Source organism: Bartonella sp. SD1336NMGDW, from assembly GCF_042193565.1.
GTDB lineage: Bacteria > Pseudomonadota > Alphaproteobacteria > Rhizobiales > Rhizobiaceae > Bartonella > Bartonella grahamii.
In genome coordinates, this window is the sequence record NZ_JBHILW010000004.1 from 79,538 (window position 1) to 105,195 (window position 25,658).

At 38.2% G+C, this 25,658-nt stretch carries 22 protein-coding genes; 16 read left to right on the forward strand and 6 right to left on the reverse strand.

Translation table 11 applies throughout. The features are described from left to right. The first annotated feature begins 52 nt into the window (after positions 1–52). Both ACFIKH_RS03795 and ACFIKH_RS03800 read left to right on the forward strand, forming a co-directional pair. Positions 53–619 (forward strand): F0F1 ATP synthase subunit B, encoded by a 567-nt coding sequence (locus ACFIKH_RS03795; RefSeq protein ID WP_375625674.1) that lies wholly within the window; start codon positions 53–55, stop codon positions 617–619. A gap of 11 nt (positions 620–630) precedes the next feature. After that, positions 631–1,125 (forward strand): F0F1 ATP synthase subunit B, encoded by a 495-nt coding sequence (locus ACFIKH_RS03800; protein WP_375625676.1) that lies wholly within the window; start codon positions 631–633, stop codon positions 1,123–1,125. Positions 1,126–1,248: 123 nt separating this feature from the next. Here ACFIKH_RS03800 and glyS read toward each other — a convergent pair whose 3' ends face one another. The 4 genes from glyS to ACFIKH_RS03820 all read right to left on the reverse strand — a co-directional run bounded on the left by glyS (position 1,249) and on the right by ACFIKH_RS03820 (position 7,371). Further along, positions 1,249–3,471, reverse strand: coding sequence for a glycine--tRNA ligase subunit beta (glyS, locus tag ACFIKH_RS03805; RefSeq protein WP_375648116.1), 2,223 nt, complete (start codon positions 3,469–3,471; stop codon positions 1,249–1,251). Beyond that, positions 3,471–4,412: a glycine--tRNA ligase subunit alpha gene (locus ACFIKH_RS03810; protein ID WP_375625678.1), complete on the reverse strand. Its 942-nt coding sequence runs from the start codon at positions 4,410–4,412 to the stop codon at positions 3,471–3,473. The genes glyS and ACFIKH_RS03810 overlap by 1 nt, the downstream gene beginning before the upstream one ends. 92 nt (positions 4,413–4,504) lie before the next feature. After that, complete coding sequence (locus ACFIKH_RS03815; RefSeq protein WP_375625142.1) at positions 4,505–6,199, reverse strand: tetratricopeptide repeat protein; 1,695 nt, start codon at positions 6,197–6,199, stop codon at positions 4,505–4,507. A 95-nt stretch (positions 6,200–6,294) separates the two neighbouring features. Beyond that, a complete protein-coding gene (locus tag ACFIKH_RS03820; protein WP_375625680.1) occupies positions 6,295–7,371 on the reverse strand; it encodes a polyprenyl synthetase family protein in 1,077 nt (358 codons plus the stop codon). 179 nt (positions 7,372–7,550) lie between these two features. On the opposite strand from ACFIKH_RS03820, the gene ACFIKH_RS03825 reads away from it, so the two are divergent. The 7 genes from ACFIKH_RS03825 to ACFIKH_RS03855 all read left to right on the forward strand — a co-directional run bounded on the left by ACFIKH_RS03825 (position 7,551) and on the right by ACFIKH_RS03855 (position 14,414). After that, positions 7,551–8,339 carry a tRNA1(Val) (adenine(37)-N6)-methyltransferase gene (locus ACFIKH_RS03825; RefSeq protein ID WP_375648114.1) on the forward strand — a complete coding sequence of 263 codons (789 nt, stop codon included), beginning with the start codon at positions 7,551–7,553 and terminating at the stop codon, positions 8,337–8,339. A 192-nt stretch (positions 8,340–8,531) separates the two neighbouring features. Further along, positions 8,532–9,380, forward strand: a complete 849-nt coding sequence (locus tag ACFIKH_RS03830) for a S49 family peptidase (RefSeq protein WP_012754808.1) — start codon at positions 8,532–8,534, stop codon at positions 9,378–9,380. 242 nt (positions 9,381–9,622) lie between these two features. Beyond that, positions 9,623–10,531 carry a 4-(cytidine 5'-diphospho)-2-C-methyl-D-erythritol kinase gene (locus ACFIKH_RS03835; protein WP_375625139.1) on the forward strand — a complete coding sequence of 303 codons (909 nt, stop codon included), beginning with the start codon at positions 9,623–9,625 and terminating at the stop codon, positions 10,529–10,531. A gap of 165 nt (positions 10,532–10,696) precedes the next feature. Next, positions 10,697–11,371 (forward strand): ribonuclease HII, encoded by a 675-nt coding sequence (locus ACFIKH_RS03840; protein WP_375651587.1) that lies wholly within the window; start codon positions 10,697–10,699, stop codon positions 11,369–11,371. Beyond that, positions 11,368–12,348 carry an L-threonylcarbamoyladenylate synthase gene (locus ACFIKH_RS03845; RefSeq protein ID WP_375625137.1) on the forward strand — a complete coding sequence of 327 codons (981 nt, stop codon included), beginning with the start codon at positions 11,368–11,370 and terminating at the stop codon, positions 12,346–12,348. Before ACFIKH_RS03840 ends, ACFIKH_RS03845 begins: the two co-directional genes overlap by 4 nt. After that, positions 12,333–13,742 carry an FAD-binding oxidoreductase gene (locus tag ACFIKH_RS03850; RefSeq protein ID WP_375625136.1) on the forward strand — a complete coding sequence of 470 codons (1,410 nt, stop codon included), beginning with the start codon at positions 12,333–12,335 and terminating at the stop codon, positions 13,740–13,742. The genes ACFIKH_RS03845 and ACFIKH_RS03850 overlap by 16 nt, the downstream gene beginning before the upstream one ends. Positions 13,743–13,886: 144 nt before the next feature. After that, positions 13,887–14,414, forward strand: coding sequence for a DUF6101 family protein (locus tag ACFIKH_RS03855; protein ID WP_273787899.1), 528 nt, complete (start codon positions 13,887–13,889; stop codon positions 14,412–14,414). A gap of 1,079 nt (positions 14,415–15,493) precedes the next feature. Here the strand turns inward: ACFIKH_RS03855 and purD are convergent. Then, positions 15,494–16,768 (reverse strand): phosphoribosylamine--glycine ligase, encoded by a 1,275-nt coding sequence (gene purD, locus ACFIKH_RS03860; RefSeq protein WP_375625135.1) that lies wholly within the window; start codon positions 16,766–16,768, stop codon positions 15,494–15,496. A 90-nt stretch (positions 16,769–16,858) separates the two neighbouring features. On the opposite strand from purD, the gene ubiA reads away from it, so the two are divergent. After that, on the forward strand, positions 16,859–17,863 hold the full coding sequence (gene ubiA, locus ACFIKH_RS03865) for a 4-hydroxybenzoate octaprenyltransferase (RefSeq protein WP_375648110.1): 1,005 nt from the start codon (positions 16,859–16,861) through the stop codon (positions 17,861–17,863). Positions 17,864–18,099: 236 nt separating this feature from the next. Here ubiA and pdxH read toward each other — a convergent pair whose 3' ends face one another. Continuing rightward, the gene (gene pdxH / locus ACFIKH_RS03870) at positions 18,100–18,723 is read right to left on the reverse strand and encodes a pyridoxamine 5'-phosphate oxidase (protein ID WP_273787902.1); all 624 of its coding nucleotides are present in this window, start codon (positions 18,721–18,723) and stop codon (positions 18,100–18,102) included. Between the two features lie 325 nt (positions 18,724–19,048). Here pdxH and ACFIKH_RS03875 point away from each other — a divergent pair, with 325 nt between their 5' ends. The 6 genes from ACFIKH_RS03875 to dxs all read left to right on the forward strand — a co-directional run bounded on the left by ACFIKH_RS03875 (position 19,049) and on the right by dxs (position 25,658). Next, a complete protein-coding gene (locus tag ACFIKH_RS03875; RefSeq protein ID WP_375671043.1) occupies positions 19,049–19,951 on the forward strand; it encodes a DnaJ C-terminal domain-containing protein in 903 nt (300 codons plus the stop codon). 128 nt (positions 19,952–20,079) lie between these two features. Next, positions 20,080–20,898: an enoyl-ACP reductase FabI gene (fabI, locus tag ACFIKH_RS03880; RefSeq protein WP_375625132.1), complete on the forward strand. Its 819-nt coding sequence runs from the start codon at positions 20,080–20,082 to the stop codon at positions 20,896–20,898. 147 nt (positions 20,899–21,045) lie between these two features. Next, a complete protein-coding gene (gene aroC / locus ACFIKH_RS03885; RefSeq protein ID WP_375651584.1) occupies positions 21,046–22,134 on the forward strand; it encodes a chorismate synthase in 1,089 nt (362 codons plus the stop codon). A 15-nt stretch (positions 22,135–22,149) separates the two neighbouring features. After that, a complete protein-coding gene (gene ribB / locus ACFIKH_RS03890) occupies positions 22,150–23,253 on the forward strand; it encodes a 3,4-dihydroxy-2-butanone-4-phosphate synthase (protein ID WP_375625130.1) in 1,104 nt (367 codons plus the stop codon). 7 nt (positions 23,254–23,260) lie between these two features. Then, a complete protein-coding gene (locus ACFIKH_RS03895) occupies positions 23,261–23,515 on the forward strand; it encodes an exodeoxyribonuclease VII small subunit (RefSeq protein ID WP_375625129.1) in 255 nt (84 codons plus the stop codon). Positions 23,516–23,750: 235 nt separating this feature from the next. After that, complete coding sequence (gene dxs, locus ACFIKH_RS03900; RefSeq protein WP_375625698.1) at positions 23,751–25,658, forward strand: 1-deoxy-D-xylulose-5-phosphate synthase; 1,908 nt, start codon at positions 23,751–23,753, stop codon at positions 25,656–25,658.

The window sequence follows — 25,658 nt, forward strand, 5'->3', positions numbered from 1 at the left end:
GTTATCATCGGTTATAGAGGGCTTTAATAAGCTATTTAAAGGGTGAAAGAAGATGTTTGTTTCAAGCGCTTATGCACAGAACACTGAAACGTCGATAGAACATGTTAAAAAGGTGGCAGAGCATGCAAATCGTGTGTTTCCACCTTTTGATTTTGTACATTTTGGTTCGCATTTTTTCTGGTTGGCAATTTCTTTCGGACTTTTTTATCTTTTTATCTCTCGTGTAATTGTACCACGTATTGGTGGTGTTATTGAAACACGGCGAGATCGAATCGCATCTGATTTAGATCAGGCAATGCGCATGAAGCAGGAAGCAGACATTGTTGTTGAAACTTATGAGCGGAAATTAGCAGAAGCGCGTTTGAAAGCGCATGCTATAGCGCAGGTGGCTAGTGAAGAATTAAAAGAAAAAGCAGAGCTTGAACGAAAAGAAATTGAAGAGAGTTTAGAAAAAAAACTCGCAGATGCTGAAAAACAGATAGCAAAAATTCGGGATAAAGCGATGCAAAATGTTGGTTCTATTGCTGAAGAAGTAGCTCTTGAAATTGTGAAAAAATTGATTGACGTTGATATTAGCAAAGAGGCTGTTCGTTCAGTTGTTAAAGCTGCGGATTATTGAGGAAGAGAAAAATGACTGATACTTTTTGGGCATTTGTTGGGTTAGTTCTTTTTTTAGCTCTTTTAGTCTATTTCCAAATTCCACAGAAGCTTATACACCATCTTGATGCACGCGCGAAGCGTATCAAAGATGAGCTGGATGAGGCTCTGCGTCTTCGTGAAGAAGCACAGGAAATATTGGCTGAATATCAACGCAAACATGCAGAAGCAGAAAAAGACGCGCAAGAAATTATTGCAGCAGCAAAACATGAAGTTGAATCTGTTATTGCTGAGGCTCGTACAAAAGCAGAAGAATATGTAAAAAACCGCAATAAATTGGCAGAGCAAAAAATCGCTCAAGCAGAAGCGGATGCGATACGCATGGTTTCTTCATCGGCTATTGATTTGGCAATTTCTACAGCACGTATCCTTATTGCAAAGGAATTAGATTCTAACAAGGCAGATGAACTTATTAAAGAGTCTCTTGAGAAAGAATCATTTATCAAAATGAAAACATATCTTAATTAATGATATTTGAGAGATAAAAATGGCCTCTTTGGTTGCATAATTTTCTCAAGATTAATTAATAAAAGTCATAAAAAAGAAAAATTTATCTTCATTATTTTTACCAGTTAATAGGACATTTTGATTCTAAATGACAAGTTTTGAAAAATCCGCAACCGATTGTGTAACAATGTGAGTACGTTTGAGAAGAGCAAGACGGTTAGCACGAACATCAGGTTTTTTATCATTCACCAATACCTTTTCAAAAAATATATCAATCAATTTCCCAAGTGGCGCTAGCACACTGAGTGCAAATGATAAATTTGTCGCATTGATGGGAGCAAGAGCTTGTTTTTCTACTTCACAGATTGCATGATAGAGCTGCTTTTCTTCTTTCTCGACAAAGAGCTCAGGATTAATTTCATTCGCTATTGCCGTGCTTTTTTGAAATTCATTTTCAAGAATATTGGCAGTACGTTTTACAGAGGCTACAAAGTTCATTCCATCATGGGTATTGATAAAAGCGATAAGCGATTCGACACGACGTGCAACCAATAAAAAATCATCAGAATCTTTATTTAAAATCGCTTCAAGAGCGTCATAACGAGCACCTTCCTCTTTTAGATAGATTTTTAAACGGTCATGAAAAAAGAATAACAGGTCTGATAAAATATATTTTGTTTTTTCTGGAAGTAGATTCTGTAATTGTGAATTTTCTCTTTGAGAAATCTCATATTTATTTTTTTGTTGTAAGAAAAGATTCATTGCGAACTGAAACAGTGGCATAAGATTGATTTTCCAATCTCGCGAAAGTACAAGCCTAATAACTCCCAATGCTGCTCGTCTTAACGCATAGGGATCTTTTGAGCCCGTTGGTTTTTCATTAATGAGCCAAAAGCCAACGAGCATGTCAATTTTGTCGGCGAGCATAACGGTTATAGCAAGCGGTTCTTGTGGAAGACGATCTGTTGGTCCTTGAGGTTTATAATGGTCCTCGATTGCTACAGCTACGCGAGGATCTTCCCCTTGAAGAAGGGCATATTTTTGCCCCATAACCCCTTGTAGTTCAGGAAACTCTCCGACAATTTCTGTTTGCAAATCAGCTTTTGCAAGGATTGCTGCACGTTTTGCTAAAAGAGGATCTGTCTGTATTAAAGGTGCAATTTCTTGTGCGAGTGTAGCAATGCGTTCTACTCTTGCACCTTGCGTACCTAATTTAGCATGAAAAGTTACATTCAAATGATCAAGTCGCGCCATTCTTTGATCGAGAGGTTTTTTTATATCAAGATCAAATTTTTTTATAGAAGATTCTAATTGTTGAATATCAGGCAAATCACGCTGATCGGTTTGCCAAAAATAAAGTGCATCAGAAAGACGGGCACGGACAACCTTACTATTTCCTTTTGAAATTTCTTTGCCTTCATCATTTGAAAGAATATTAGAAACGAGAATAAAATGATGAGAAAGTTTTACTTTTTCTCCTTGTTTACGGGTAACAAAACATTTTTGATTAGCTCGAATGGTCAAGCGAATAATTTCTGGAGGAATATCAAGGAATGATTGGTCAAAATCACCCATCAGGATAACAGGCCATTCAACAAGACCAGCAACTTCTTCTAGGAGGGGATTGTCTTGAACTAGTTCTAAACCGTTGGCAAAGCAGAGATTTTGGGCATCAGCTAAAATAATATTCTTTCGTCTCTCGGCATCCAGAATGACTTTATGGGTTTCAAGTTGAGTAACATAATCATCAAAGCGGCGCACTTGAAATGGCTTTCCATCACTTAAGAAACGATGACCATAAGTTAAATTATTGCTTTTAAGAGAACCAATTGTAAACGGAATAACATGTGTTTCACCAATTTCTGGTCCGAAGACGCAAAGAATGTTTTGTAAAGGTCGAATCCACTTCAGAGCACCATTTTGTGCTGAATCTTTTCCCCAACGCATAGATTTCGGCCACGGAAAGTTGCGGATAATATTCGGTAAAATATCGGCAATAATTTCTTCTGCAGCTCGACCTTTTTTAACAATTTTAGCAATATAAAAATGACCTTTTTTATCATCATGTCCAATATGTGCTTCAGAAATATCGTTTAATCCTGTTGCACGTAGAAAACCATCAATTACATGCTGTGGTGATTTTATACTAGGACCTCTTCGTTCTTCATGGATATCTTTTGAGCGTATTGAAAGTCCGCGTATGTCCAATGTTAGCCGACGAGGTGTCCAATATTCACGAGCAGCTTCATAGATCAATCCAGCATTCACAAGTTGATCTGTAACAGATTTTTTGAGATCAGCAGCAGCTTTTCGTTGCATACGTGCGGGTATTTCTTCACTGAAAAGTTCAAGAAGAAGATCAGACATTAGGCTTCTCCAGTATATATTTGTCCAGCTTCTGTGAGTAAGAAGGCTTCCCCACAACGGCGCGCGAGATCACGAACGCGAAGAATGTAGTTTTGTCGTTCGGTTACAGAAATAACGCCACGTGCTTGCAAAAGATTAAAGATATGGCTCGCTTTAATACATTGATCATAGGCAGGAAAAACACAGCGATGTAATATATTTTCTTTATTTGGTTTTCCAGCATCAAGAAGTGCGCTGCATTCGCGTTCTGCATCGATAAAGTGCTGATGTAGCAGTTTTGTATCAGCAAATTCGAAGTTGTAATATGAGTATTCCTGTTCTGCCTGTAAAAAAATATCTCTATAACTTATTTTGTTTTCTCCCTCCAAACCATTAAAGTTAAGGTCATAGACGTTATCAACCCCTTGGATATACATCGCTAGACGCTCAAGACCGTATGTGAGTTCCCCTGAAACTGGAGCGCATTCAATGCCACAAACTTGTTGAAAATAAGTAAATTGAGAGACTTCCATTCCATCGCACCAGCATTCCCATCCAAGTCCCCAAGCACCAAGGGTGGGACTTTCCCAATCATCTTCAACAAAGCGAATATCATGCAGTTTTGTATCAAGCCCGATAGCTTGTAGCGACTTTATATAAAGTTCTTGTAGATTGAGCGGAGAGGGTTTGAGAAGCACTTGGAATTGATAATAGTGTTGTAAACGATTTGGATTCTTACCATATCGGCCATCTGTTGGACGTCGAGAGGGTTGGACATAAGCAACTTGCCAAGGACGTGGACCTAGAGAGCGTAATGTTGTTGCGGGATGAAAAGTCCCAGCTCCGACTTCCATATCGTAAGGTTGCAAAATTGCACATCCATAGTGTGCCCAATAATTTTGCAAAGTTAAGATTAGTCCCTGAAAAGAACGTTTGGGGTTAAGATGTTCAGGCAGTTTCACGCTTTATACTCTTTATATTGGACTAAACAAAAAACCAAAATAATTTTAGTTTCTCTGTTTATTATTTCATGTGGTTTATGGTTAAGCGTCGTTTATTGCAAACCAAATTTCAACTTTTCTTGAATTTGTTCAGAATTTTCTGGTTTTCCATCAATTGCGTGGTTCCATTGAAAGATTGCTTCACGTTTACGCCCAACTTTCCAATAGGCATCCCCTAAATGATCATTCAGTGTTGGGTCCTCTGGTTGTAATCTGACAGCATTTTCTAATATTTGCACTGCTTTATTATATTCTTTTAGTTTATAATAAGCCCATCCTAAAGAATCGAGAATATGACTGTTGTGAGCTTGCAAAGCAGAAGCTTTTTGCAGCATACGGAGCGATTCTTCAAGCTTTTCACCACGTTCTACAAGGGAATAGGCTAAATAATTAAGAACCTGCGGTTGGTTTGGAAAAAAATCAAGTGATTTTCTCAAGTCAATTTCTGCTTTTGGCCATTGCTTTAAACGTTCAAAAGCAATACCACGCTGATAAAAGAGTTTCCAATCGTCCTGCTGAAAGTTTTTTATCTGGGCAATAGCGGTGTCTAGAGTTTTAATGGCCTCAAGAAATTTATTGTCCTGCATATAAAAAGCAACGAGCGTTATCAAAATATTACGATCATTGGGAAATTTTTCATTTAACAATGTGAGTAATTTTATTGCTTCTTTGTAATTGTTGTTATTGGCAAGAAGGAATGCAAGATGAAGTTGTCCATCTTTATAATAAGCAGATTTAGGGGATAATGCGCGATAAAGTTTAATTGCTTGATGAGGATCACTCAATTTAGCAGAGATGTGTGCGAGCTGAAACAGTGTTGCGTCATTTTGAGGGTATAAGGCGAAAGATAATTGCTTAAAAATACGCGCGATTCGTCCTGAGTTTTTGTGGTTGAGGGCAGTTCCAAAATTATATAATACCTCGGCTGCTCCTTGTTGAGGTGTTTTAATAACTCTCTCTAAGAAAGAATTTTTTTCAATTTTTTCTCGAAAGTTTTTAAGGACTTCTCGACCTGACAACATTTGTTCGCCATGTTGGATTGTTTGAAGAGCTTGGTTACGCATATTATGGCGCAATTGGAATGAGGCATAGGCTATGATAATACGTTCATAGGTATTGGGAGCGATAAGAGTCCCCTGTTTGTTACTAAGTGCTTTAATGAAATATTTTTTTGCATCCTTTGGCTGTTCTGCGAGATCGCTCATAAGTGCTAGATGATAAGATATAAAAAGGTCATACCAGACGGGACCTTTGAGTTTCTTAAGATCAGCGATTGCCTGAGATTTTTGTCCAGATCCAAATTTAATCCAAGCACCGATGAGTTCAGGTATTGGATTATTGGATTTCGGAGGTTCTTTTGATTGCAGAAGAAAATTGGCATTCTTATAGTCTTTTTTGATGAGACTTTCTACTGACAAAGTTAAGGAAACAAAGGGAGTTATAACATCTTGCTCTTTGAGTTTTTGGGCTTGTTGGACAGCTTCTTTAAAGTTTCCGACCGAGAGCATAGCTTCAAGGAGCTCTTTTTGTGTTTCAATGTTATCAGGTTGATAAACGAGTGCTTGTTTAAAGTAATTGATAGCAAGTTCTGTTTTATTTTCATGATTTGCAACCCTTCCAGCTAAATAAGCACCTGTAAATGAGCTTGTATGAATTGCGGTGCTTATTTTACTGTAGGTGGGGAATGGCATCAGCATGATACCCACGATAAAGAGGGTAAAAAGTCGGGATACCGTTGCAGAGCACATGGAGCTAATCCTTTTCAAGATAATTAATCGATGGTGTTGTTTATAGGTCATATCTCATTACTTTATTGAGAAATACTGTGATTCTTGCAAAGAATTCAGTTTACGCGCGCAATACAAAATTCAACAGTTTCAACGAGAGCATTGTAAGCAAGATTTTCGTTCATGGGAACAAGAGCATCAATTGCATGTTTTCCGTAGATGCGTGCTTGTTCTATTGTATCTGTGATACTATCATACTTTTCTATTAAGTGTTGCGCGTGTGCGAAGGCTTCATTATTGTTATTGCCATCTTCAAGTGCTTGTTTCCAGAAATTTTTTTCTACTATATTTCCACGTTCATATGCGATAATAACAGGCATTGTTATTTTTCCTTCTCTAAAATCATCCCCTATATTTTTTCCTAAGTTTTGAGCACTACCGCTATAGTCAAGTGCATCATCAATCAATTGGAAAGCTAAACCTAAAGATGTTCCATATTCACGTAATGAAGAACGCTCTTTATGTCCATAGCCAGCAACAATCGGTCCTACTTCAGCGGCTGCTGAAAAAAGGGCGGCTGTTTTGGCATTGATGATTTTGAGATAGTCTGAAGGGCTGGTTTTGATATTTTTTGCAGCAGAAAGTTGCATAACTTCTCCTTCAGCAATAATTGCAGCAGCATTCGCTAGGACAGAGAGCGCTTCTATGGAACCGACATCGACCATCATTTTAAAAGCCTGACCCAACAGGAAATCACCAACAAGTACACTTGCTTGATTTCCCCAAATCATCCGTGCCGTGGATTTTCCACGTCGCAAATTACTTTCATCAATCACATCATCGTGTAGTAATGTGGCTGTATGCATAAATTCAACAGCTGTTGCGAGTTTTATATGCCCGTCACTTTGATAACCGAACATATGAGCAGAAGCGAGCGTAATCATTGGACGTAATCGCTTTCCACCTGATAAAATAAGATGGTTAGAAATTTCAGGGATCATCTCAACCTCTGATTTTGCCATAGAGAGAATAAATTGATTTACGCGCTCCATATCTTTTTGAGTAAGGTTGACAAGAGATTGAAGAGAAATTTGATTATTTCTTATTTGTTCTGGTTTGATAGCTGCGCTCAATGTGTTTACTCCTAGAGTATTGCAATGGACATATATAAAATTTACTTTATTTACTAGCATAAAGGGGGTTTGGTTTTGACTCAAGCTTTTGATGTCATTTAAAAGTGTTAGCTTGGAATGTTGTTGGCAAGAAATGTTCTTTAGCGAGTGTAATCTTATTGTTATGAAATAATAAAAAATTTAAAATAGCAGCTGAATGGCAAAAATGCAGTTTATAAAGGTGAGCATTAGGCTTTTAAATGGATAAAACAACGAATCAGAGTGGTGAAACAATTGACAGTTTTCACCGCGGGAAATTTTATTTGGTTCAACCCCATAAATATGGTCATCGTTCTGGAATGGATGCGATGTTGTTAGCTGGTTTGGTTCCAAGTAATTTAAAGGGCAAGGTTGTTGATTTAGGTGCAGGCGCTGGAGCTGCAGGGTTGGCTGTTGCTTCGCGTTGTCTGAAAGTTCATGTTACCTTAGTTGAACGTTCAGCTTTTATGGTATCTTACGCTCAAAAAACGCTTATGCTAAAACAAAATAAACAATTTTCTAGCCGAGTTTGTTTGCTAGAAGCAGATGTTACCTTCAAAGGGAATGCCCGTATAAAAGCAGGTTTGATAGATAATAGCTTTGATTTTGCGATTATGAATCCACCTTTTAATAATCCTACTGATCGCAAGACACCTGATAAACAAAAATCTGAAGCACATGTTATGTCTGAAGCGATGTTTGATAACTGGTTGCGGAGTGCAGCAGCCATTGTTAAGCCAGGTGGATACTTAGGGCTTATTGCACGTCCACAATCGCTGACAGATATTTTGCGTGCTTTAGAAGGGCGTTTTGGTGGTATTTGTATAATTCCTGTGCATGCACGTGCGAAAACAGCAGCAATTCGTCTTTTATTTTACGCAAAACGAGGAAGCCGAGCAGCTTTATCTATTTTACCGGCATTGATTATACATGAAGGTAATGACCATACTTTTTCACCCCGAGTTGATGCAATTAATAATGGATATATAAGCTTGTGGGAACTTTTCTAATAGTATCTTGTGTTTTTTAGTTTATTATTTAAAGTCTACACTTTGTCATTAGGGAGGTTTAGCTTTTGGGTGAAGTTATATTTCTGGTTGTAATGTGGGGATTGATTGGCGCTTTTGGATGGTATCACGTTGTTCCTTTTTGTTGTCCTTGCCTATTTAATTGTTCTTAATTTATAAGGAGATTTTGTTTTGATGGATTTTATTAAAAGTTTTATTCCACGCCGTTTTTCTTCCGATAAACTTGAAATTCCTGTGGTGCGCCTTCAAGGAGCAATTATGGATTCATCAGCATCTATATCCCGGACCCTTTCCCTCAGTAGGTGTGCAAATCTTTTAGAGAAGGCTTTCGCACACAAAAAGTCACCGGCTGTTGCACTTATTATTAATTCTCCTGGTGGTTCACCTGTACAATCGCGTTTTATCTTCAAGCGTATTCGTGACTTGGCAGAAGAAAAAAATAAAAAGGTTCTTGTGTTTATTGAAGATATTGCAGCATCCGGTGGTTATATGATTGCTTGTGCGGGGGATGAAATTTTTGCAGATCCTTCTTCAATTGTTGGTTCCATTGGAGTGGTTTCAGCTTCTTTTGGTTTTCCGGAGCTTTTGAAGAAAATTGGTATCGAACGGCGTGTATACACGGCAGGAAAGAACAAAGTTACATTAGATCCATTTCAGCCAGAAAAAAAGGCGGATATCGAGCATTTGAAATCTCTCCAACTTGAAGTGCATCAAACTTTTATCGATTTGGTTAAAGAACGGCGTGCTGAAAAATTATCAGATGATTCGAATCTCTTTACAGGAATGTTTTGGAGTGGAAAACAAAGCGTTGAGCTTGGTCTGGTTGATGGATTAAATGATGTACGTTCTGTTATTAAGGAGCGCTTTGGTAATGATGCAAAACTTCGACTTATTATGCCTCCAAAAAGTTTCTTAGGACCTAAAACGCCTTCAGGAGTGACGGCACATACGGTTTATACAGTCGTTGACAGTGCATTGATGGCAGCAGAAGAGCGAGCACTTTGGCAGCGTTATGGTTTGTAATGGAAAGGATCATTCAAGCCAGAGGGATTTTTATCTAAAAACAGATTTTAGAAGAAAAAAGGCTTGAAATGATACGAATGAGAACATGTCGTTTATTTTGTATGAGTGCTCTTCATATTTATTGTTTGTTTAGAAAACGATTAAGAATATTCCAAACTGTTTATAGTGCTTGTGCTAATAAAAAATATGGATAAAAGGGAGGAGTTTGTAAAAGAACCCTGTGTAGGTGGATATTACGTCATATGATATCAAATGTACAAGCTTCGTCCAAAAGACATTCCTATTTATTTACACCTATTAAATTGAATTTAGCTCTACATGTTGTGGGGCAACGTGCTGATGGGTATCATTTAATAGAAAGCTTGGTTTATTTTAGTCTTAGCGGTGATTGTTTACACTATGCACCTTGCGAAAATAATCAGTTTGTTTTGACGGGACCGTTTGCAAAAGGCCTTGTGTCTCATTTAGATAATTTGGTTATTCGCGCACGGGATTTTATGCATAATACTTTTTCTGAATGTGCTCAACCTGCTTTTTTTCGGCTTGTAAAAACATTACCTGTTGCTTCAGGCATTGGTGGTGGTTCAGGTGATGCAGCTGGGGTTATAAGCATGTTGCGTCAACAGTGGAATCTTGATTGCTCTTACCAAGAATTAGCAAAAATGAGCTTAGTTCTTGGTGCTGATGTTCCCATGTGTCTTTATGCATTAGAATATCAGCAGCCGCTTTTGGTCAAAGGAATTGGTCAAGAGATGATACAACTAAAGGGAGCCTGTTCTCTTGCAATAGTATTGGTTAATCATGGACAAGAGATTTCAACACAAACTGTTTTTAAAGCGTTAGAGAAGCGTCATAATCCTTCTTTAAAAATTAATACAGACGCTTTAAAGAGTGTTGATTCATTGGTTGAAGCTTTACAAGAAACGCGTAATGATCTTTTTTCTTCTGCATTAAAAATAGCACCTCAGTTAGCTGAAGTGTTATCTGTATTAGATGAATGTGGCGCTCTTTTTTCCCGCATGTCTGGAACGGGAGCAACTTGCTTTGGCATTTTTAAAAATAAACAAACAGCGCAACAAGCAGCTCTTTTTATCAAATCAATGCACCCAAATTGGTTTGTAAAACCGATCATGACTTTAGGAAATATCTGATAAATAAATATAAAAGCGTTTATTTCGTCATGATTTTATTATACACAATGAAAAAGGGTAACCAAAGAAATGTGTTTTTTATCTTTTGTGCAAGAATTTGCAGAATGTTTGGAGAGCCATTTAAAACTGTAATGCTTGCAAAAAATGATTAGGCTACAGAAATAGATGTATGTTTGTTGTATTTGTGATTTATCAAAGATGTTTAATGTTCCGCTTCAACCAAATTTTTCGTGCGAATTGGATTTGCAAAAACAGGGTTTTTTTCATATAGCAGGTGTTGATGAAGTAGGACGGGGGCCTCTCGCTGGACCTGTGGTAACGGCAGCAGTTATCTTGGATAAAGACCATATTCCTAATGGGTTAAATGATTCAAAAAAACTTTCTTTTCTCCAACGAAATAGACTTTATCATGAAATTTTGCAAAGTGCATTAGCGGTTTCAATCGCTAGTCTTTGTGCTCGTACAATTGATCAATCTAATATTAGAAAAGCAACTTTAGAGGCAATGCGTCGCTGTATTATGGGGTTAGCCATTCCAGCCCACTATGTCCTTGTTGATGGACGTGATATTCCTTCTGAGTTGTCCTGTCCTGCAATGGCATTGATTAAGGGCGATCAGCGTTCGGTTTCAATTGCAGCCGCATCTATTATTGCGAAAGTAACGCGTGATCGGATGATGGAGTGTGCAGGACAAGTTTATAAAGGGTATGGTTTAGAGAAGCATGTAGGTTATGCAACACTAGCGCATCGTACAGCTCTTGATAAATATGGACCAATTATAGGATTACATCGTTATAGTTTTGCACCACTAAAAGAGTGTTATAGAAATGGTGTGTCATGACGATTCTACCACTTAATAGTGCTTCGATAAGAGAGGCAATAGCGCTTCTTGAACAAGGGAAGTTAGTAGCATTACCAACGGAAACTGTTTATGGATTAGCGGGCGATGCAACCAATGGGAGGGCAATTTATTCTATTTTTTCTACAAAGAGTCGTCCGCAAATTAATCCTCTTATTGCGCATGTCAGCGGCATCGAAATGGCGGAACGTTATGTTAAAATTGACTTTCTTTCACGCCAATTAATGGAGGAATTTTGGCCAGGGCCTTTGACATTGGTTTTGCCTTTAAAGGAACAGCATAATATCCATCCTTTAACAACCTCTGGTTTGAATACCTTGGCTGTTCGTTTTCCAGACAGTCGTTTTGCGGAAGTAGTACAACATTTTGGCCGACCACTTGCTGCTCCTAGTGCGAATCAGTCGGGGCGTCTTAGCCCTACTTCAGCTGAGGCTGTTTTTGCATCTTTGGGGGAATCTGTTCCTTTGATATTGGACGGAGGACCTGCTAAAATAGGGCTTGAATCAACGATTATTAAGATTTGTGATGAAAATATTTATCTTTTGCGTCCAGGGGGGCTTGCGGCTGATAAAATTGAAGAAATTGTGGGGAAGTCTTTAAAACGGATAGATCAAAGGGCGGCAATTGAAGCTCCAGGGATGTTAAAGTCGCATTATGCTCCCAATGCCACGATTCGTTTGAATGTAGAAAAGGTGGAAAATGGTGAAGCGCTTTTAGCATTTGGTTCAAAGCGCGTTATGGGGGCTGAAAATGCCGTTTCTATTTTAAATCTTAGCGAAGATGGAAAGTTGGAAGAGGCAGCCTTTCATTTATTTCAATATATGAAGGAATTAGATTCATTTAAAGTGAGATGTATCGCAGTAGAACCTATTCCATCATACGGATTAGGGGAGGCGATCAATGATCGTCTTATACGGGCTGCGGCTCCAAAGGAGAAACAAACATGGAGCAGAAATTAATTGAGGGTTTTAGAGAAATTGTTGGTGCTAAGCATGCTATAACAGATCAAGCGTTGATTGCACCATATTTGCTTGAAGAGCGTGGGCTTTTTCATGGAAAAACACCTTTACTTTTACGTCCATCTTCTTGCGCACAGGTCTCATTGATTATGCAGCTAGCGAGCAAAACACGCACACCGATTGTGCCACAGGGTGGAAATACAGGGCTTGTGGGGGGACAACAACCAGATGAAAGAGGAGGGAGCGTTCTTTTATCCATGGAACGATTAAATAAGATTAGAACTATAAATATTGAGGGAAATTTTGTTGTTGTAGAGGCTGGTGTTATTTTACAGGATTTACAGAAAAAAGTGGATGAATCAGGTCGTTTTTTCCCTCTTTCTTTGGCATCTGAAGGTTCTTGTCAAGTAGGAGGAAATCTTTCGTCGAATGCTGGAGGGACAGCTGTTTTAGCCTATGGCAATATGCGTGATCTTTGTCTTGGTTTGGAAGTTGTTTTACCAGATGGCCGTATTTTAGATGATTTGCGTTTTGTTAAAAAAGACAATAGTGGTTACGATTTGAAAAATCTTTTTATTGGTGCAGAAGGCACATTGGGTGTTATAACCGCAGCCGTTTTGAAGATGTTTCCAAAAATAAAAGGAAAAGCTGTTGCTTTGGTGGGATTATATAGTCCGGCGAAGGCTTTAGAGTTTTTATCTCTGGCTCAAGAATATGGAGGAGGGATGTTGACAGGTTTTGAGCTCATGGGAAATCTCAGTTTGCAAATGGCTTTAGATTATAAGATGTGTGAGAAGCCTCCTCTTCAGCGGGAGCATGAATGGTATGTATTAATGAACATTTCATCATTGCAAGGCGATGATGAGGCGTTATCAGTACTGAGTATTATTTTAGAAGAAGCTTTAAAGAGTGCGGTGATAGAAGATGCAATTGTTGCACAATCTTTAAAACAGCAAGATTTTTTTTGGCAGTTGCGGGAAAGTATATCCTATGCACAAAAGTTAGCAGGAGGGTCCATTAAGCATGATATTGCGGTTCCACTTGCTTCTATTCCTGATTTTATTGCTGAGGCAGCGCTTATTGTTGAAGATATTTCTCCAGGAGCACGGGTGATTTGTTTTGGACACATGGGCGATGGAAATTTACATTATAATATTACACAACCTGTAGGAGCTGATACAACGGTGTTCTTGCAGTTATGGTCAAAAATGAATCATCGCATTCATAGTTTAGTAATGGACTATAGAGGTGCATTTTCTGCTGAGCATGGAATTGGTCAGCTTAAGCGCGAAGAACTTCGTTCTTTTAAATCGCCTGTTGCATTGGATATTATGCAAGGGATTAAAAAAACGCTCGATCCTTTAGGGATAATGAATCCCGGAAAAGTATTATAATTCAAGAATAGTGATCATGTATTTTTGTTTAGATTTTAATAACCAAAAAAGAAACCAGTTGTTTTTTATTCAAACTTTTAATAATCCAATGAGAAAAAGCTGCTAAAGGGTGTATGTTATTTAAGATAAATTGGGATAATGTATATGGCTAATCAATGCTTTAATCAGGCAAAAGCGGTGCTTGAATTTCGGTTAGATCCGTGCCATTTGCCACAAACGACGACATATTTTTCATCCAAAACGGGTAATCAGGTTATTTGTTCGTTAAATGAGCGTGGTGTTTCTTTTAAAACGGATATGCCTTCAAGCTTATCGCATTTAATACCCCCTTATCATTTCCAAGGAATTGCAGCACGTACCGTAAAAACGCGTTCAGGAGAAAGAGCTGTTGCATTAGAATTACTTCATGCTGATGAGGAAGCTTGTATACCGCTTTTGGTTTCCAGAGATTTGAATAATGTTCTTCTGGATTGGCGATTATGGGCGGATACTTATGGCCTCCCCATGCTTATGATCAATGAAGATAATCGCATTCTGGTTGTAAAAGATCGTTCTGATTTACATCGTTTTTTTGGTACAACAGCACATTCTAAACAAAAGCGTTTCTTACTTCGTTATAGCAATCCGTTAGGCTTGCGTTTGGTGATTGCGAATCGAGTTGCACTCCAGTAATATTAATATACATTCATTTTTGTACTACCGTAAGCATTTATCTTGTTGTGCCGTAAAACATCGTTGTTTGGGCGGTAATATAAGGCATGTAAACTTCATACATGAAGTATTTTTAGAGGACATGGCGAATATTCTTAAATGTCGGTCTTTGTGTAAGTGAAGCATATGAGTGGGAACCAAGAGGAACCTGCTCAATGAGAATCCAGATGTTTCCAGATGGGATTTGGTGTGACTTTTGGTTCTTTAAGGCAAAGAGGAAGTCAATGATTGTAAATGAGAATTTTTTGACACCATATATTTGCAGCAGGAATCGGTTATGTTAAACGCTTTTCTCGGAGAGGTAAAATGACTTTCATAACAATAGAAACCGTTTTTTTGGCGGTGTAATTTTTGGTTTTTGCCACATCATTAAAACACCAGAAGATTGCTGGAAGTGTTTTTGATTTTTTTATAAATCATTTCTCCATGTTGAATGAGAGCTTTAAATATTACAAAATATTCTTATTTCATCTCTCTCTCTTATAATCAAAAGCATTTAGATAGAAAGGGTTATCGTAATATTGAGAGTTGGAAAATACAATGATGGTATCGGTTTTTATCTTTATTCAAGAAAGATGGCAGTATGGATTTATACTATTTGCAGGTAGTATCGTAAAATGGGAGTGACGAGCATGAGGGGTATTGTTTAAGAATCTGTACGTGAATAACATCAGTATCTTTTTTTTGGCATTTTATTTTTCGTAAAAGCGGAATTTCATTAAAAAACGCGATAAATAAAAGAAATGATAGTATATATGTTTTTCGTCAAGATTTTATAATAAAGAAAGTATTTATAAAAGTGATGAGAAAATGCGTTTAAAGTAAATACAACAGTAAAATGATCAGTTTATATGACAGTGTCATATTCAGAGAAATTTCCTATTTTATCATGAGTAGATATCCTATTTACAATATTTGATTGTTCAAACGAAAGCACACTCATTTTTTCAAAATTATAGTCAACGTAAAACAGTAAGAAAATTTGTGTATCATGCTCTTATATAAAATAATCAAATCGTAAAAAAGAATATTCAAATAATTTAGTTTTCTCGTGCAATGGCTCTCCATCCGATATCACGACGAACAAAACCTTCTGGCCAATCAATACAATCAACAGCTTCATAAGCACGTTTTTGTGCATGCGTAATCGTTTTTCCTGTTGCTGTTATATTGAGAACACGTCCACCATTTGCAATGAGTTCTCCATCACGCAATACTGTACCAGCTTGAAAAACTTTCACATCGGGAAGAGTGTTTACTTTATCAACGTTACGGATGACAGTACCTTTTTGGGGAGAGTCTGGATAACCATTGGCAGCCATAACAACGGTGAGAGCAGTTTTTTCAGACCACCGAAGAGGCTTATGTTCAAGTTTTCCTTGAGCTGCAGCAAGAAAAATTGGCAAAATGTCATCTTTGAGACGCATCATTAAAACTTGACATTCAGGATCACCGAATCGTACGTTAAATTCAATTAATTCGGGTCCTTTTTGCGTTATCATTAATCCGACGAAGAGAATACCTTTAAAGGGGGCGCCCATTTCTTTCATGCTTTTTAAAGCTGGTTCAACAATTTCTTTGAGGGTACGATTCACTATTTCTTGGGTCATGATGGGCGCTGGTGAATAAGCACCCATACCACCGGTGTTTGCTCCAATATCCCCATCACCTACACGTTTATGATCTTGGGCAGATCCAAAAGGAAGAGCAATTTTACCATCACAAAGGCAGAAGAAGCTTGCTTCTTCACCTTCAAGAAAAGATTCTACAACAATTTTGTTTCCTGCATCTCCAAATGCACTTTTGAAGCAGGCATCGACTGCGTTAAATGCTTCTTCCATAGTTGTTGCAACCACGACACCTTTGCCAGCTGCTAAGCCATCAGCTTTAATAACAATGGGAACACCTTGTTGATGAATGTAAGCTTTAGCTTTAGAAGCATCATTAAAGCATTGGTAACTTCCTGTAGGAATGTTATTCTTACGACATAAATCTTTTGTAAAAGCTTTTGAACCTTCTAGTTGAGCAGCTTTTTGAGTAGGACCAAATACACAGATGTTAGCGCTATTAAGAGAGTCTGTTATACCCGCAACCAATGGTGCTTCTGGTCCTACAATCACAAGATCAATAGAATGTTTTTTACAAAAATCAATAACAAGGGGATGGTCATCAATGTTTAAATTAATATTTTCACCAAATTCTGTTGTTGCAGGGTTTCCAGGAGCACAATATAACTTTGTTAGCAGTGGTGATGCTGCTATTTTCCATGCTAAAGCATGTTCTCGTCCACCTGAGCCAATAAGAAGAATATTCATTGCTTGCTCCTCTCATAAAAGATGATTAATCTCATCTCTTTCTCATAAGAATGAAATGTCTCTATCGCAAGACCAAAGGTAAATCATTTGATGAAAAAAAATAAAAATATCGCGCATGTTCAATCCTGTGAGAGTCAGGGACGGGTTATGGACGCATCTTCCAAACAATGGGTCTACAATTTCCTTCCCTGTTCTTTATGGTTTTATGCGCAATTGGCGCGTTGGGATCGGCCTATCGGATGGCAATTGTTGATGTGGCCTTGTTTTTGGTCAACAACAATGGCTTTTTTCTCTTATAACATGCATTACGATACTCTTTTATCAATGTTTCTTCATTGGGTTTGGTATCTTTTTCTTTTTTTTCTGGGATCTATTGCTATGCGAGGGGCAGGATGTACTTGGAATGATCTTATTGACCATAAAATTGATGCTCAGGTAGAAAGGACACGTTCTCGTCCATTGCCGACAGGTCATGTGAGTCGGTTTCAAGCCAGAGTTTTTATACTTATGCAATGTTTGGTTGGTTTAGTCGTTTTATCACAATTTAATAGGTTTAGTTTTTTTCTAGGTATTTCGTCATTGATAGCTGTTGCGTTTTATCCTTTTATGAAACGCGTAACATATTGGCCGCAGTTTTTTTTAGGCGTTGCGTTTAATTGGGGGGCATTAATGGGGTGGGCTGTTGTCTTTGGAAGTTTAAGTTGGGCCCCAATCTTGCTTTATGTGGGATCAATCTTGTGGACCATAGGATACGATACAATCTACGCACATCAAGATAAAGAAGATGATGCTACTGTTGGTGTCCGTTCTACGGCTCTTCTCTTTGGTAAAGGAACCAAGCGTGCTTTAGTATTTTTGTATGGTGGTTTTGTGGTGTTCGTTAGTCTAGCATTTTATTTATCTGGAGTCCCTGTTCTTAGTTTTTTGGGGATTTTTGCGGCAAGCATCCATATGTTTATTCAAATTAAAGTCATTGATATAGATGACAGTTCACAATGCCTCAGGCTTTTCAAATCTAATTCGCTTATTGGTTTTGTGATTTTTGCTGGTTTGGTATTTGGGGGTATATGGACGATATTTTATCCTGCGATCTAAAAATAAGTTAGCTAAAATCATAGTTTCTGCTGAATACAGTATTTTCTTTTAAATAAGTTTGTTGCTAATCTGTTTTAAGCGATACAGTAGAAAATATTACCAATCAACTTTTACAGTGAAAATGAAATTCTTCTATTTAAATAAACTAAATCATCTTCTTTTAGAATTTTTCAAATAAAAAATATTTTTTTAACTGTCGGGAAGAAAAAATCTTTATAACGATGAAGTTTGAAGGATTAGGGATAAAGTTTTTGTCTTTTCCAATCGCTGTGTTCAACACAATCGCGTGTAAAAAGCAGACGATCATGTAAACGAAATGGGCGATCGCACCAGAACTCTATAGAAAGGGGTTTAACACGAAACCCAGACCAATAAGGTGGTCGTGGAATATTGCCTAGAGCATAACGTGCAGTATATTGAGCAATTGCTTTTTCGAGCACAAAACGATTGTCTAAAGGTTGAGATTGTTTAGATGCCCATGCACCAATTCGACTACCACGTGGTCGCGATTGGAAATAGGCATCGGCTTCCTGTTGACTTACTTTTTCAACAATTCCTCTAATTCTGACCTGACGACGGAGCGATTTCCAATGAAAACCTAAAGATGCTTTCATTGATTTTAAAATTTCTTGTCCTTTACAGCTTTCATAATTGGTATAGAAGACGAAGCCTTGGGGACTGTAGTCTTTGAGGAGAACCATACGAACATTAGGGAGTCCTGTTTCGTCAACTGTTGCTAATGCCATAGCATTTGGATCATTTATTTCACTTATCGTTGCTTCTTCAAGCCACTTTGCGAAAAGTTCAAAAGGTTTTTGCATTTTCATAAAATGATCATCTGTTGGTATTTTGTTGCTCATAGTTTCTCCAAATATCAGTGAGCATGGGTAAGGCATTTTCTCATTTACTTTATCATCAAAAAGTTACAGTACTATTTTTTCTTATTTTCAAAAAGCCAATGCTATTGTGTATTTCTATGGTAGTTTAATTATTTTTACTTTAGCATAGACTACAATGAGCTATATTAAATAAATGTCTCATTTTATCTGGTATTTTAGTTTATTGATAGACATATAAAGAGGAAAGAAGAAATTATTCTCTAGAATAGACTGATGAAGATATAAGGGATATTGAACAACGGATCAGTTGATATTTTGAAACCGAAAAAATTGAAAAGAGGGCAATATGCGTGATCCCTACACGATTCTGGGTGTGGCACGTACCGCAAAATCACAAGAGATTAAATCGGCATTTAGAAGATTAGCAAAGAAGTATCATCCAGACCATAATAAAGATGATACAAAGGCTAAAGAAAAATTTGCTGAAATTAATCAAGCTTATGAAATTATAGGTGATAAGGATAAAAAGGCACAATTTGACCGCGGTGAAATTGATATGGAAGGAAAACCGCTTTATCAAGCCTATGGTACTGGTGAAAATTTTAGCAATAAACAAAATCCCTTTTCAGGAAGAGCAAAGGGATTTGATTTTTCCTCTTCAGGTGGTGCAGGTTTTGATGCGAGTGATATTTTTCGGGATCTGTTTGGAGGAGGTGGTAGCTTTTCGAATTCCACACACTATAACCGTCCCCAACAAGGAGCACATGTTCGTGCTAATCTTGCTATAACATTAGAGCAGATGGTTGGCGCAGAAAAGGTGGAAGCTGTTTTTCCAAATGGAAAAAAGTTAAAAATTAAACTTCCAGATTATATTGAAGACGGACAGACTATTCGATTAAAAGGTCAGGGAGAAGAGGTACCTCTTGGGAAAGCAGGAGATGCGTTGATAACCATTCAGATTCAAAAACATCCTCGTTTTCGGGTTGAAGGAAGAGCACTCCATCTTGATTTACCAGTTTCTCTTAAACATGCTGTTTTGGGAGCAAAAGAAGAAGTTGAGACATTGGAGGGACGTGTGGTTTTAACGATTCCTGCTTGGTCAAGTTCTGATCGCGTTTTACGGTTGAAAGGGAAAGGGCTTCGTTTAAAAAATGGTACAAGAGATGATCTTTATGTGCATGTTCGCATTATGTTGCCAGAAGGTAAAAATGCCGCGCTAGAACAGTTTTTGCAAATGCAACAAGATTAATTTTAAAATTTTTTATATATAAAAGCGTAGTTTTTGTTTGATTTTAAACCAATTACTTGAAGAAAAAGTTGACCTGTGTCATAGGCAGATGAATAATATTAATTTTAAGTAACAATGGGGCAGTGCTGATGGCTAAGGGTAATGGTTTATTGTACGGTAAGCGTGGTTTAATTTTGGGGTTGGCCAATAATCGCTCCATCGCTTGGGGAATCGCTAAAGCGGCAAGTAGCGCAGGGGCAGAGCTTGCTTTTACCTATCAGGGTGAAGCAATGAAAAAGCGTGTTGAGCCTTTGGCTGAAGAATTAAAGGGATTTGTTTGTGGACATTGTGATGTTTCTGACAGTGTCTCTATTGATACGGTCTTTAGAGAAATAGAGAAGAAATGGGGAAAGCTCGATTTTTTAGTTCATGCTATTGGTTTTTCTGATAAAGATGAGTTAAGTGGTCGTTATATTGATATCAGCGAATCAAATTTTATGATGACCATGAATATTTCGGTTTATTCCCTAACAGCTCTAACGAAGCGTGCAGAGAAATTGATGTCAGATGGTGGTTCAATCTTGACACTGACCTATTATGGTGCAGAAAAGGTTGTTCCCAATTATAATGTAATGGGGGTTGCCAAAGCAGCTCTTGAAGCGAGCGTGAAATATTTAGCGGTAGATTTAGGTCCTCAAAATATTCGTGTTAATGCTATATCTGCTGGACCAATTAAAACGTTAGCGGCTTCAGGTATTGGTGATTTTCGTTATATTTTAAAATGGAATGAATATAATGCTCCATTACGTCGTACGGTAACAATTGAAGAGGTTGGTGATTCTGCGCTTTATTTTCTTTCAGATTTGTCTCGTTCTGTTACCGGTGAAGTCCATCATGTCGATTCGGGTTATAATATCATAGGTATGAAAGCAGTTGATGCACCAGACATTTCTGTCGTTAAAGAATAAAGTTTGGTTTATAGGATTTTATTGGACAGCAGTAATTTGACCAAATTTAAAGTGGCTGAGAGTATTTGGGAGCAAAGAGCTACCTTGTGTATGGCACACAACATACGTTGTCGTTGTAATATTTGACAGAGAAACGGATATTTTTTCATGTCGCATAATACATTTGGTCATTTGTTTCGTGTAACAACATGGGGTGAAAGTCATGGTGCTGCTCTTGGTTGTGTCATTGATGGTTGTCCACCTGGAATTATTTTTACTCTTGCAGAAGTTCAAGCTTATCTTGATAAACGCAAACCAGGACAATCAAAGTATACAACGCAGCGCCGAGAACCAGATGAAGTAGAGATCCTTTCAGGAGTTGTTGTTCAAGACGATGGGACGACATTGGTGACAACAGGTACACCAATTTCTCTGTTGATTCGAAACACAGATCAGCGTTCGAAGGATTATAGCTCGATTGCCCATCAGTATCGTCCAGGACATGCGGATTATACTTATGATATTAAATATGGCATTCGTGATTTTCGAGGTGGGGGACGTGCTTCAGCACGGGAGACGGCCGCACGTGTTGCAGCTGGTGCATTTGCTCGTAAAATCGTTCCTGGTTTGATTGTACGAGGAGCAGTGATAGCAATTGGTCCTCATAATATTAATCGTGATCGTTGGGATTGGTCAGAGGTTGATAATAATCCTTTTTTTACAGCTGATGCAGAGATGGTTCCCATTTTTAGTGATTATATCAGTAAACTCCGTAAAGAGGGAACATCTGTTGGTGCGGTTGTTGAGATCGTTGCAGAAAATGTTCCGGCAGGTTTAGGAGCCCCTATTTACGCAAAGCTTGATCAAGATATTACATCATTACTTATGTCGATTAATGCGGTAAAAGGAGTGGAAATTGGTGATGGTTTTGCGGCAGCCCGCTTGAGGGGAGAAGAAAATGCCGATGAAATGCGAATGGGAAATGATGGAAAACCGCTTTTTTTATCCAATCATGCTGGTGGTATTTTAGGGGGAATATCGAGTGGACAGCCAATTGTTGCACGTTTTGCTGTAAAGCCTACTTCATCAATTTTAACGCCTCGTCGCTCCATTGATGTTGATGGTCATGATATAGATGTTATAACGAAGGGACGTCATGATCCATGTGTTGGGATTCGTGCCGTTCCTGTTGGTGAAGCGATGGTTGCTTGTGCTATTGCTGACCATTATCTAAGACATCGCGGTCAAATTGGGTGATTGAGAAGGTGAACAATGGCGTATGATGAAAAAAAAATTGTTTCTGCACTTAAAGCTTTTGAACGCGGTGAAATTGTTGTGGTGACAGATGATGATGACCGTGAAAATGAGGGTGATTTAACTCTTGCTGCAGTGCATTGTACAGAAGAAAAGATGGCGTTTATTCTTCGTCACACAACAGGTATTGTGTGTACACCTATGCCAAAAAAAGAAGCACAACGGTTTAATCTTGCTCCTATGGTACCAGATAATAAATCTGCACATGGGACGCAATTTACTGTTACTGTGGATTTTAAACATGGGATAACGACGGGTATTTCCGCACATGACCGCACATTGGCAGTTCGTAATCTTTCTAATCCAAATGCTGGTGCTCACGATTTTGTCCGTCCAGGACATATTTTTCCTTTGATTGCGCATGAAGGGGGGGTGCTCATGCGTTCAGGTCACACGGAGGCCGCTGTTGATTTATGTAAATTAGCTGGTTTGCCACCAGTTGGTGTTATTGGTGAGTTGGTCAATGATGATGGCAGCGTTAAACATGGCGATCAGATCATGCAATTTGCGCAAGAACACCGGTTGCATATGATAACGGTTGCAGATTTAATTGCTTACCGCCAACGTAAGGAAATATTGATCAAGCATGTTGGAGAAATGCCTATTGAAACATCTGTAGGTCCCGCTATTGTTCATAGTTATCAACTCCCTTGGGAAGCCGTTCAGCATATTGCAATTGTTTTTGGTGATGTCCGTGAGGGTGGTGATATTCCTGTGTATTTACATCATGAAAACATTATAAATGACGTTTTTTGTCAAGCTTCAGATATTATGGTGATGATGCGGCGTATGATGGAAAAAGAAAAACGTGGCGTATTTATTTATTTGCGTAAAGGCTCTGTTATGCAATCAACTATTGATATTCAAAATATGGCAAGAGACAGTTCAGAAAACCATGTGCAGGCGATTGAACGCGAAGAAGAATGGCGCAAAATTGGTTTAGGATCACAAATTTTAAAATATCTAGGAATAGGCTCTGTTATTGTTTATGCAGCTAAAGAACATCATTATGTAGGTTTAGAAGGTTTTGGAATTCGTATATCCAGAACAGATATTTTTTGAGGTTCATATGAAAAAAGAGATACAAGAGGGGGATATTACGACTTTAAGCTTTGAGCAAGCGCTTCAGCAACTTGAAGTTATTGTCGAAAATTTGGAACGTGGCGATGTGCCTTTGGAACAATCCATTGATATTTATGAACGCGGTGAAGCGCTTAAAAAGCATTGTGAAAAACTCTTAAGAGTTGCTGAAGCTAAAATTGAAAAAATACAACTTTCAGAAGAAGGTTCTCCAGAAGGAGTAGAACCACTTGATGCTAAATAATATTAAATATTTTGGATATTTATTGTGAAACGAGGAGATATAATAACCTTTTTTATAGAAAATTAAATCGATTGATTTCTTTTTTATAAAATAAGTTAAAAATGAGGAAGTTATAGCTCATCTCAAATAGAAAAGAACATTTTTGAGTAAAAAAGATGCAAAACTATAAATAAGAGTAGAGAAGATACATTTTTATCGTTGCGTTTTCTTGAGTTAAGATAATAGGAAGGTTTTTTTGTCTCAGGTTTTAACACCATTGCTTGACCGTATTTGTTTTCCGCAAGATTTGCGGGCATTGCCTGAGTCTGATTTGGTACAGTTGGCTGATGAGTTGCGGACCGCAACAATTGATGCGGTTTCTGTAACAGGTGGTCATCTTGGGGCAGGACTTGGTGTTGTTGAGCTCACTGTTGCATTACATTATATTTTTAATACACCAGAGGATAGGATTATTTGGGATGTTGGTCATCAAACCTATCCACACAAGATTTTAACGGGGCGTAGAGAAAAAATTCGCACATTACGTCAAGAGGGCGGATTATCAGGTTTTACAAAACGTTCAGAAAGTGTGTATGATTCATTTGGAGCGGGTCATTCGTCTACTTCTATTTCAGCGGGGCTTGGCATGGCGGTGGCAAGTGCTTTGAAAGCAGAGACAAGACGCAATATCATAGCTGTCATCGGTGATGGTGCAATGTCTGCGGGCATGGCTTATGAAGCAATGAATAATGCTGGCGCTTTGGATGCACGCTTGATTGTTGTTCTTAATGATAACGACATGTCTATCGCACCACCTACAGGTGCTATGAGTGCACATCTTGCACGATTAGTATCTCGTCCTTCTTATCGTCATTTGCGTGAACGCGTAAAGATGTTGAGCGAAAAATTGCCAAAGTTTTTTTTGGATAAGGCGCGTCGTTCAGAGGAGTTTGCGCGTGGACTTTTGGTTGGGGGAACTTTATTTGATGAGCTTGGCTTTTATTACCTTGGACCCATAGATGGGCACAATTTGGGGCATTTATTGCCTGTTTTAAAAAATGTTCGTGAATATCCTAGTGGTCCTGTTTTGGTGCATGTTGTCACACATAAGGGAAAGGGATATCCACCTGCAGAAGCATCACCTGATAAATATCATGGTGTTAATCGTTTTGATGTCACGACAGGAAAACAGGTTAAAGCATCAAGTAATATTCTACCCTATACCAAGGTATTTTCTAAAGCTTTAATAGAAGAAGCTCGCCATGATGATAAGATTGTTGGTATAACAGCAGCGATGCCAACAGGGACAGGTCTTGATTCTTTTGCAAAAAAATTTCCTGAAAAAATGTTTGATGTTGGTATCGCTGAGCAACATGCCGTAACTTTTGCGGCAGGACTTGCTTGTGAAGGGTACAAGCCTTTTGTTGCAATTTATTCTACTTTTTTACAGCGTGCTTATGATCAAATTATTCATGATGTATCAATTCAAAAATTACCGGTACGTTTTGCTATTGACCGCGCAGGTTTTGTGGGGGCAGATGGTGCAACACATGCTGGAAGTTTTGATATTGTTTTTTTGTCCACTCTTCCTGGGTTTGTTGTTATGGCACCTTCTGATGAGCTTGAACTGATGCATATGGTGCGTACAGCTGCAGCTTATGATCAGGGACCAATTTCTTTTCGTTATCCACGTGGTGAGGGTATTGGTATAGATTTACCGCAACGTGGTGAGTTATTAGAAATTGGAAAGGGGCGTGTTCTGCGTGAAGGAAATAGGATCGCTTTGGTTTGTTTTGGAACGCGGATGTCAGAAGTGTTGCAAGCTGCTGATGCGTTAGAGGCTGAAGGATTATCTACAACGGTTGCAGATGCACGGTTTGCGAAACCTTTAGATAAGGATTTGATGTGTCGTTTGGCACGTGAGCATGAAGTATTGGTGACAATTGAAGAAGGGGCAATCGGTGGTTTTGGAGCGCACATATTACAATTTTTAGCGCAAGAAGGGCTCTTAGAGCATGGTTTGAAAGTTCGTACACTAAAACTTCCTGATGAGTATTTGAATCATGGTGCACCAGAAAAAGTTCTCTCAACTATCGGGCTTGATGCTATGGGTATTGTCAACACGGTTTTTGCTGCTTTAGGCCGCGAGATTCGAACAGGATAA

What these genes read in the sequence shown, in the direction of transcription:
- ACFIKH_RS03855 (WP_273787899.1), top strand. Translation starts at nt 13,887, where the DNA reads ATGGCTAATCAATGCTTTAATCAGGCAAAAGCGGTGCTTGAATTTCGG.
- ACFIKH_RS03820 (WP_375625680.1), bottom strand. Translation starts at nt 7,371, where the DNA reads ATGCTAGTAAATAAAGTAAATTTTATATATGTCCATTGCAATACTCTA.
- ACFIKH_RS03850 (WP_375625136.1), top strand. Translation starts at nt 12,333, where the DNA reads ATGGAGCAGAAATTAATTGAGGGTTTTAGAGAAATTGTTGGTGCTAAG.
- ACFIKH_RS03895 (WP_375625129.1), top strand. Translation starts at nt 23,261, where the DNA reads ATGAAAAAAGAGATACAAGAGGGGGATATTACGACTTTAAGCTTTGAG.
- ACFIKH_RS03795 (WP_375625674.1), top strand. Translation starts at nt 53, where the DNA reads ATGTTTGTTTCAAGCGCTTATGCACAGAACACTGAAACGTCGATAGAA.
- ACFIKH_RS03800 (WP_375625676.1), top strand. Translation starts at nt 631, where the DNA reads ATGACTGATACTTTTTGGGCATTTGTTGGGTTAGTTCTTTTTTTAGCT.
- ACFIKH_RS03845 (WP_375625137.1), top strand. Translation starts at nt 11,368, where the DNA reads ATGACGATTCTACCACTTAATAGTGCTTCGATAAGAGAGGCAATAGCG.
- glyS (WP_375648116.1), bottom strand. Translation starts at nt 3,471, where the DNA reads ATGTCTGATCTTCTTCTTGAACTTTTCAGTGAAGAAATACCCGCACGT.
- ACFIKH_RS03815 (WP_375625142.1), bottom strand. Translation starts at nt 6,199, where the DNA reads ATGTGCTCTGCAACGGTATCCCGACTTTTTACCCTCTTTATCGTGGGT.
- pdxH (WP_273787902.1), bottom strand. Translation starts at nt 18,723, where the DNA reads ATGAGCAACAAAATACCAACAGATGATCATTTTATGAAAATGCAAAAA.
- ribB (WP_375625130.1), top strand. Translation starts at nt 22,150, where the DNA reads ATGGCGTATGATGAAAAAAAAATTGTTTCTGCACTTAAAGCTTTTGAA.
- purD (WP_375625135.1), bottom strand. Translation starts at nt 16,768, where the DNA reads ATGAATATTCTTCTTATTGGCTCAGGTGGACGAGAACATGCTTTAGCA.
- ACFIKH_RS03835 (WP_375625139.1), top strand. Translation starts at nt 9,623, where the DNA reads ATGATATCAAATGTACAAGCTTCGTCCAAAAGACATTCCTATTTATTT.
- ACFIKH_RS03875 (WP_375671043.1), top strand. Translation starts at nt 19,049, where the DNA reads ATGCGTGATCCCTACACGATTCTGGGTGTGGCACGTACCGCAAAATCA.
- aroC (WP_375651584.1), top strand. Translation starts at nt 21,046, where the DNA reads ATGTCGCATAATACATTTGGTCATTTGTTTCGTGTAACAACATGGGGT.
- ACFIKH_RS03830 (WP_012754808.1), top strand. Translation starts at nt 8,532, where the DNA reads ATGGATTTTATTAAAAGTTTTATTCCACGCCGTTTTTCTTCCGATAAA.
- ACFIKH_RS03825 (WP_375648114.1), top strand. Translation starts at nt 7,551, where the DNA reads ATGGATAAAACAACGAATCAGAGTGGTGAAACAATTGACAGTTTTCAC.
- fabI (WP_375625132.1), top strand. Translation starts at nt 20,080, where the DNA reads ATGGCTAAGGGTAATGGTTTATTGTACGGTAAGCGTGGTTTAATTTTG.
- ACFIKH_RS03840 (WP_375651587.1), top strand. Translation starts at nt 10,697, where the DNA reads ATGTATGTTTGTTGTATTTGTGATTTATCAAAGATGTTTAATGTTCCG.
- ubiA (WP_375648110.1), top strand. Translation starts at nt 16,859, where the DNA reads ATGAAAAAAAATAAAAATATCGCGCATGTTCAATCCTGTGAGAGTCAG.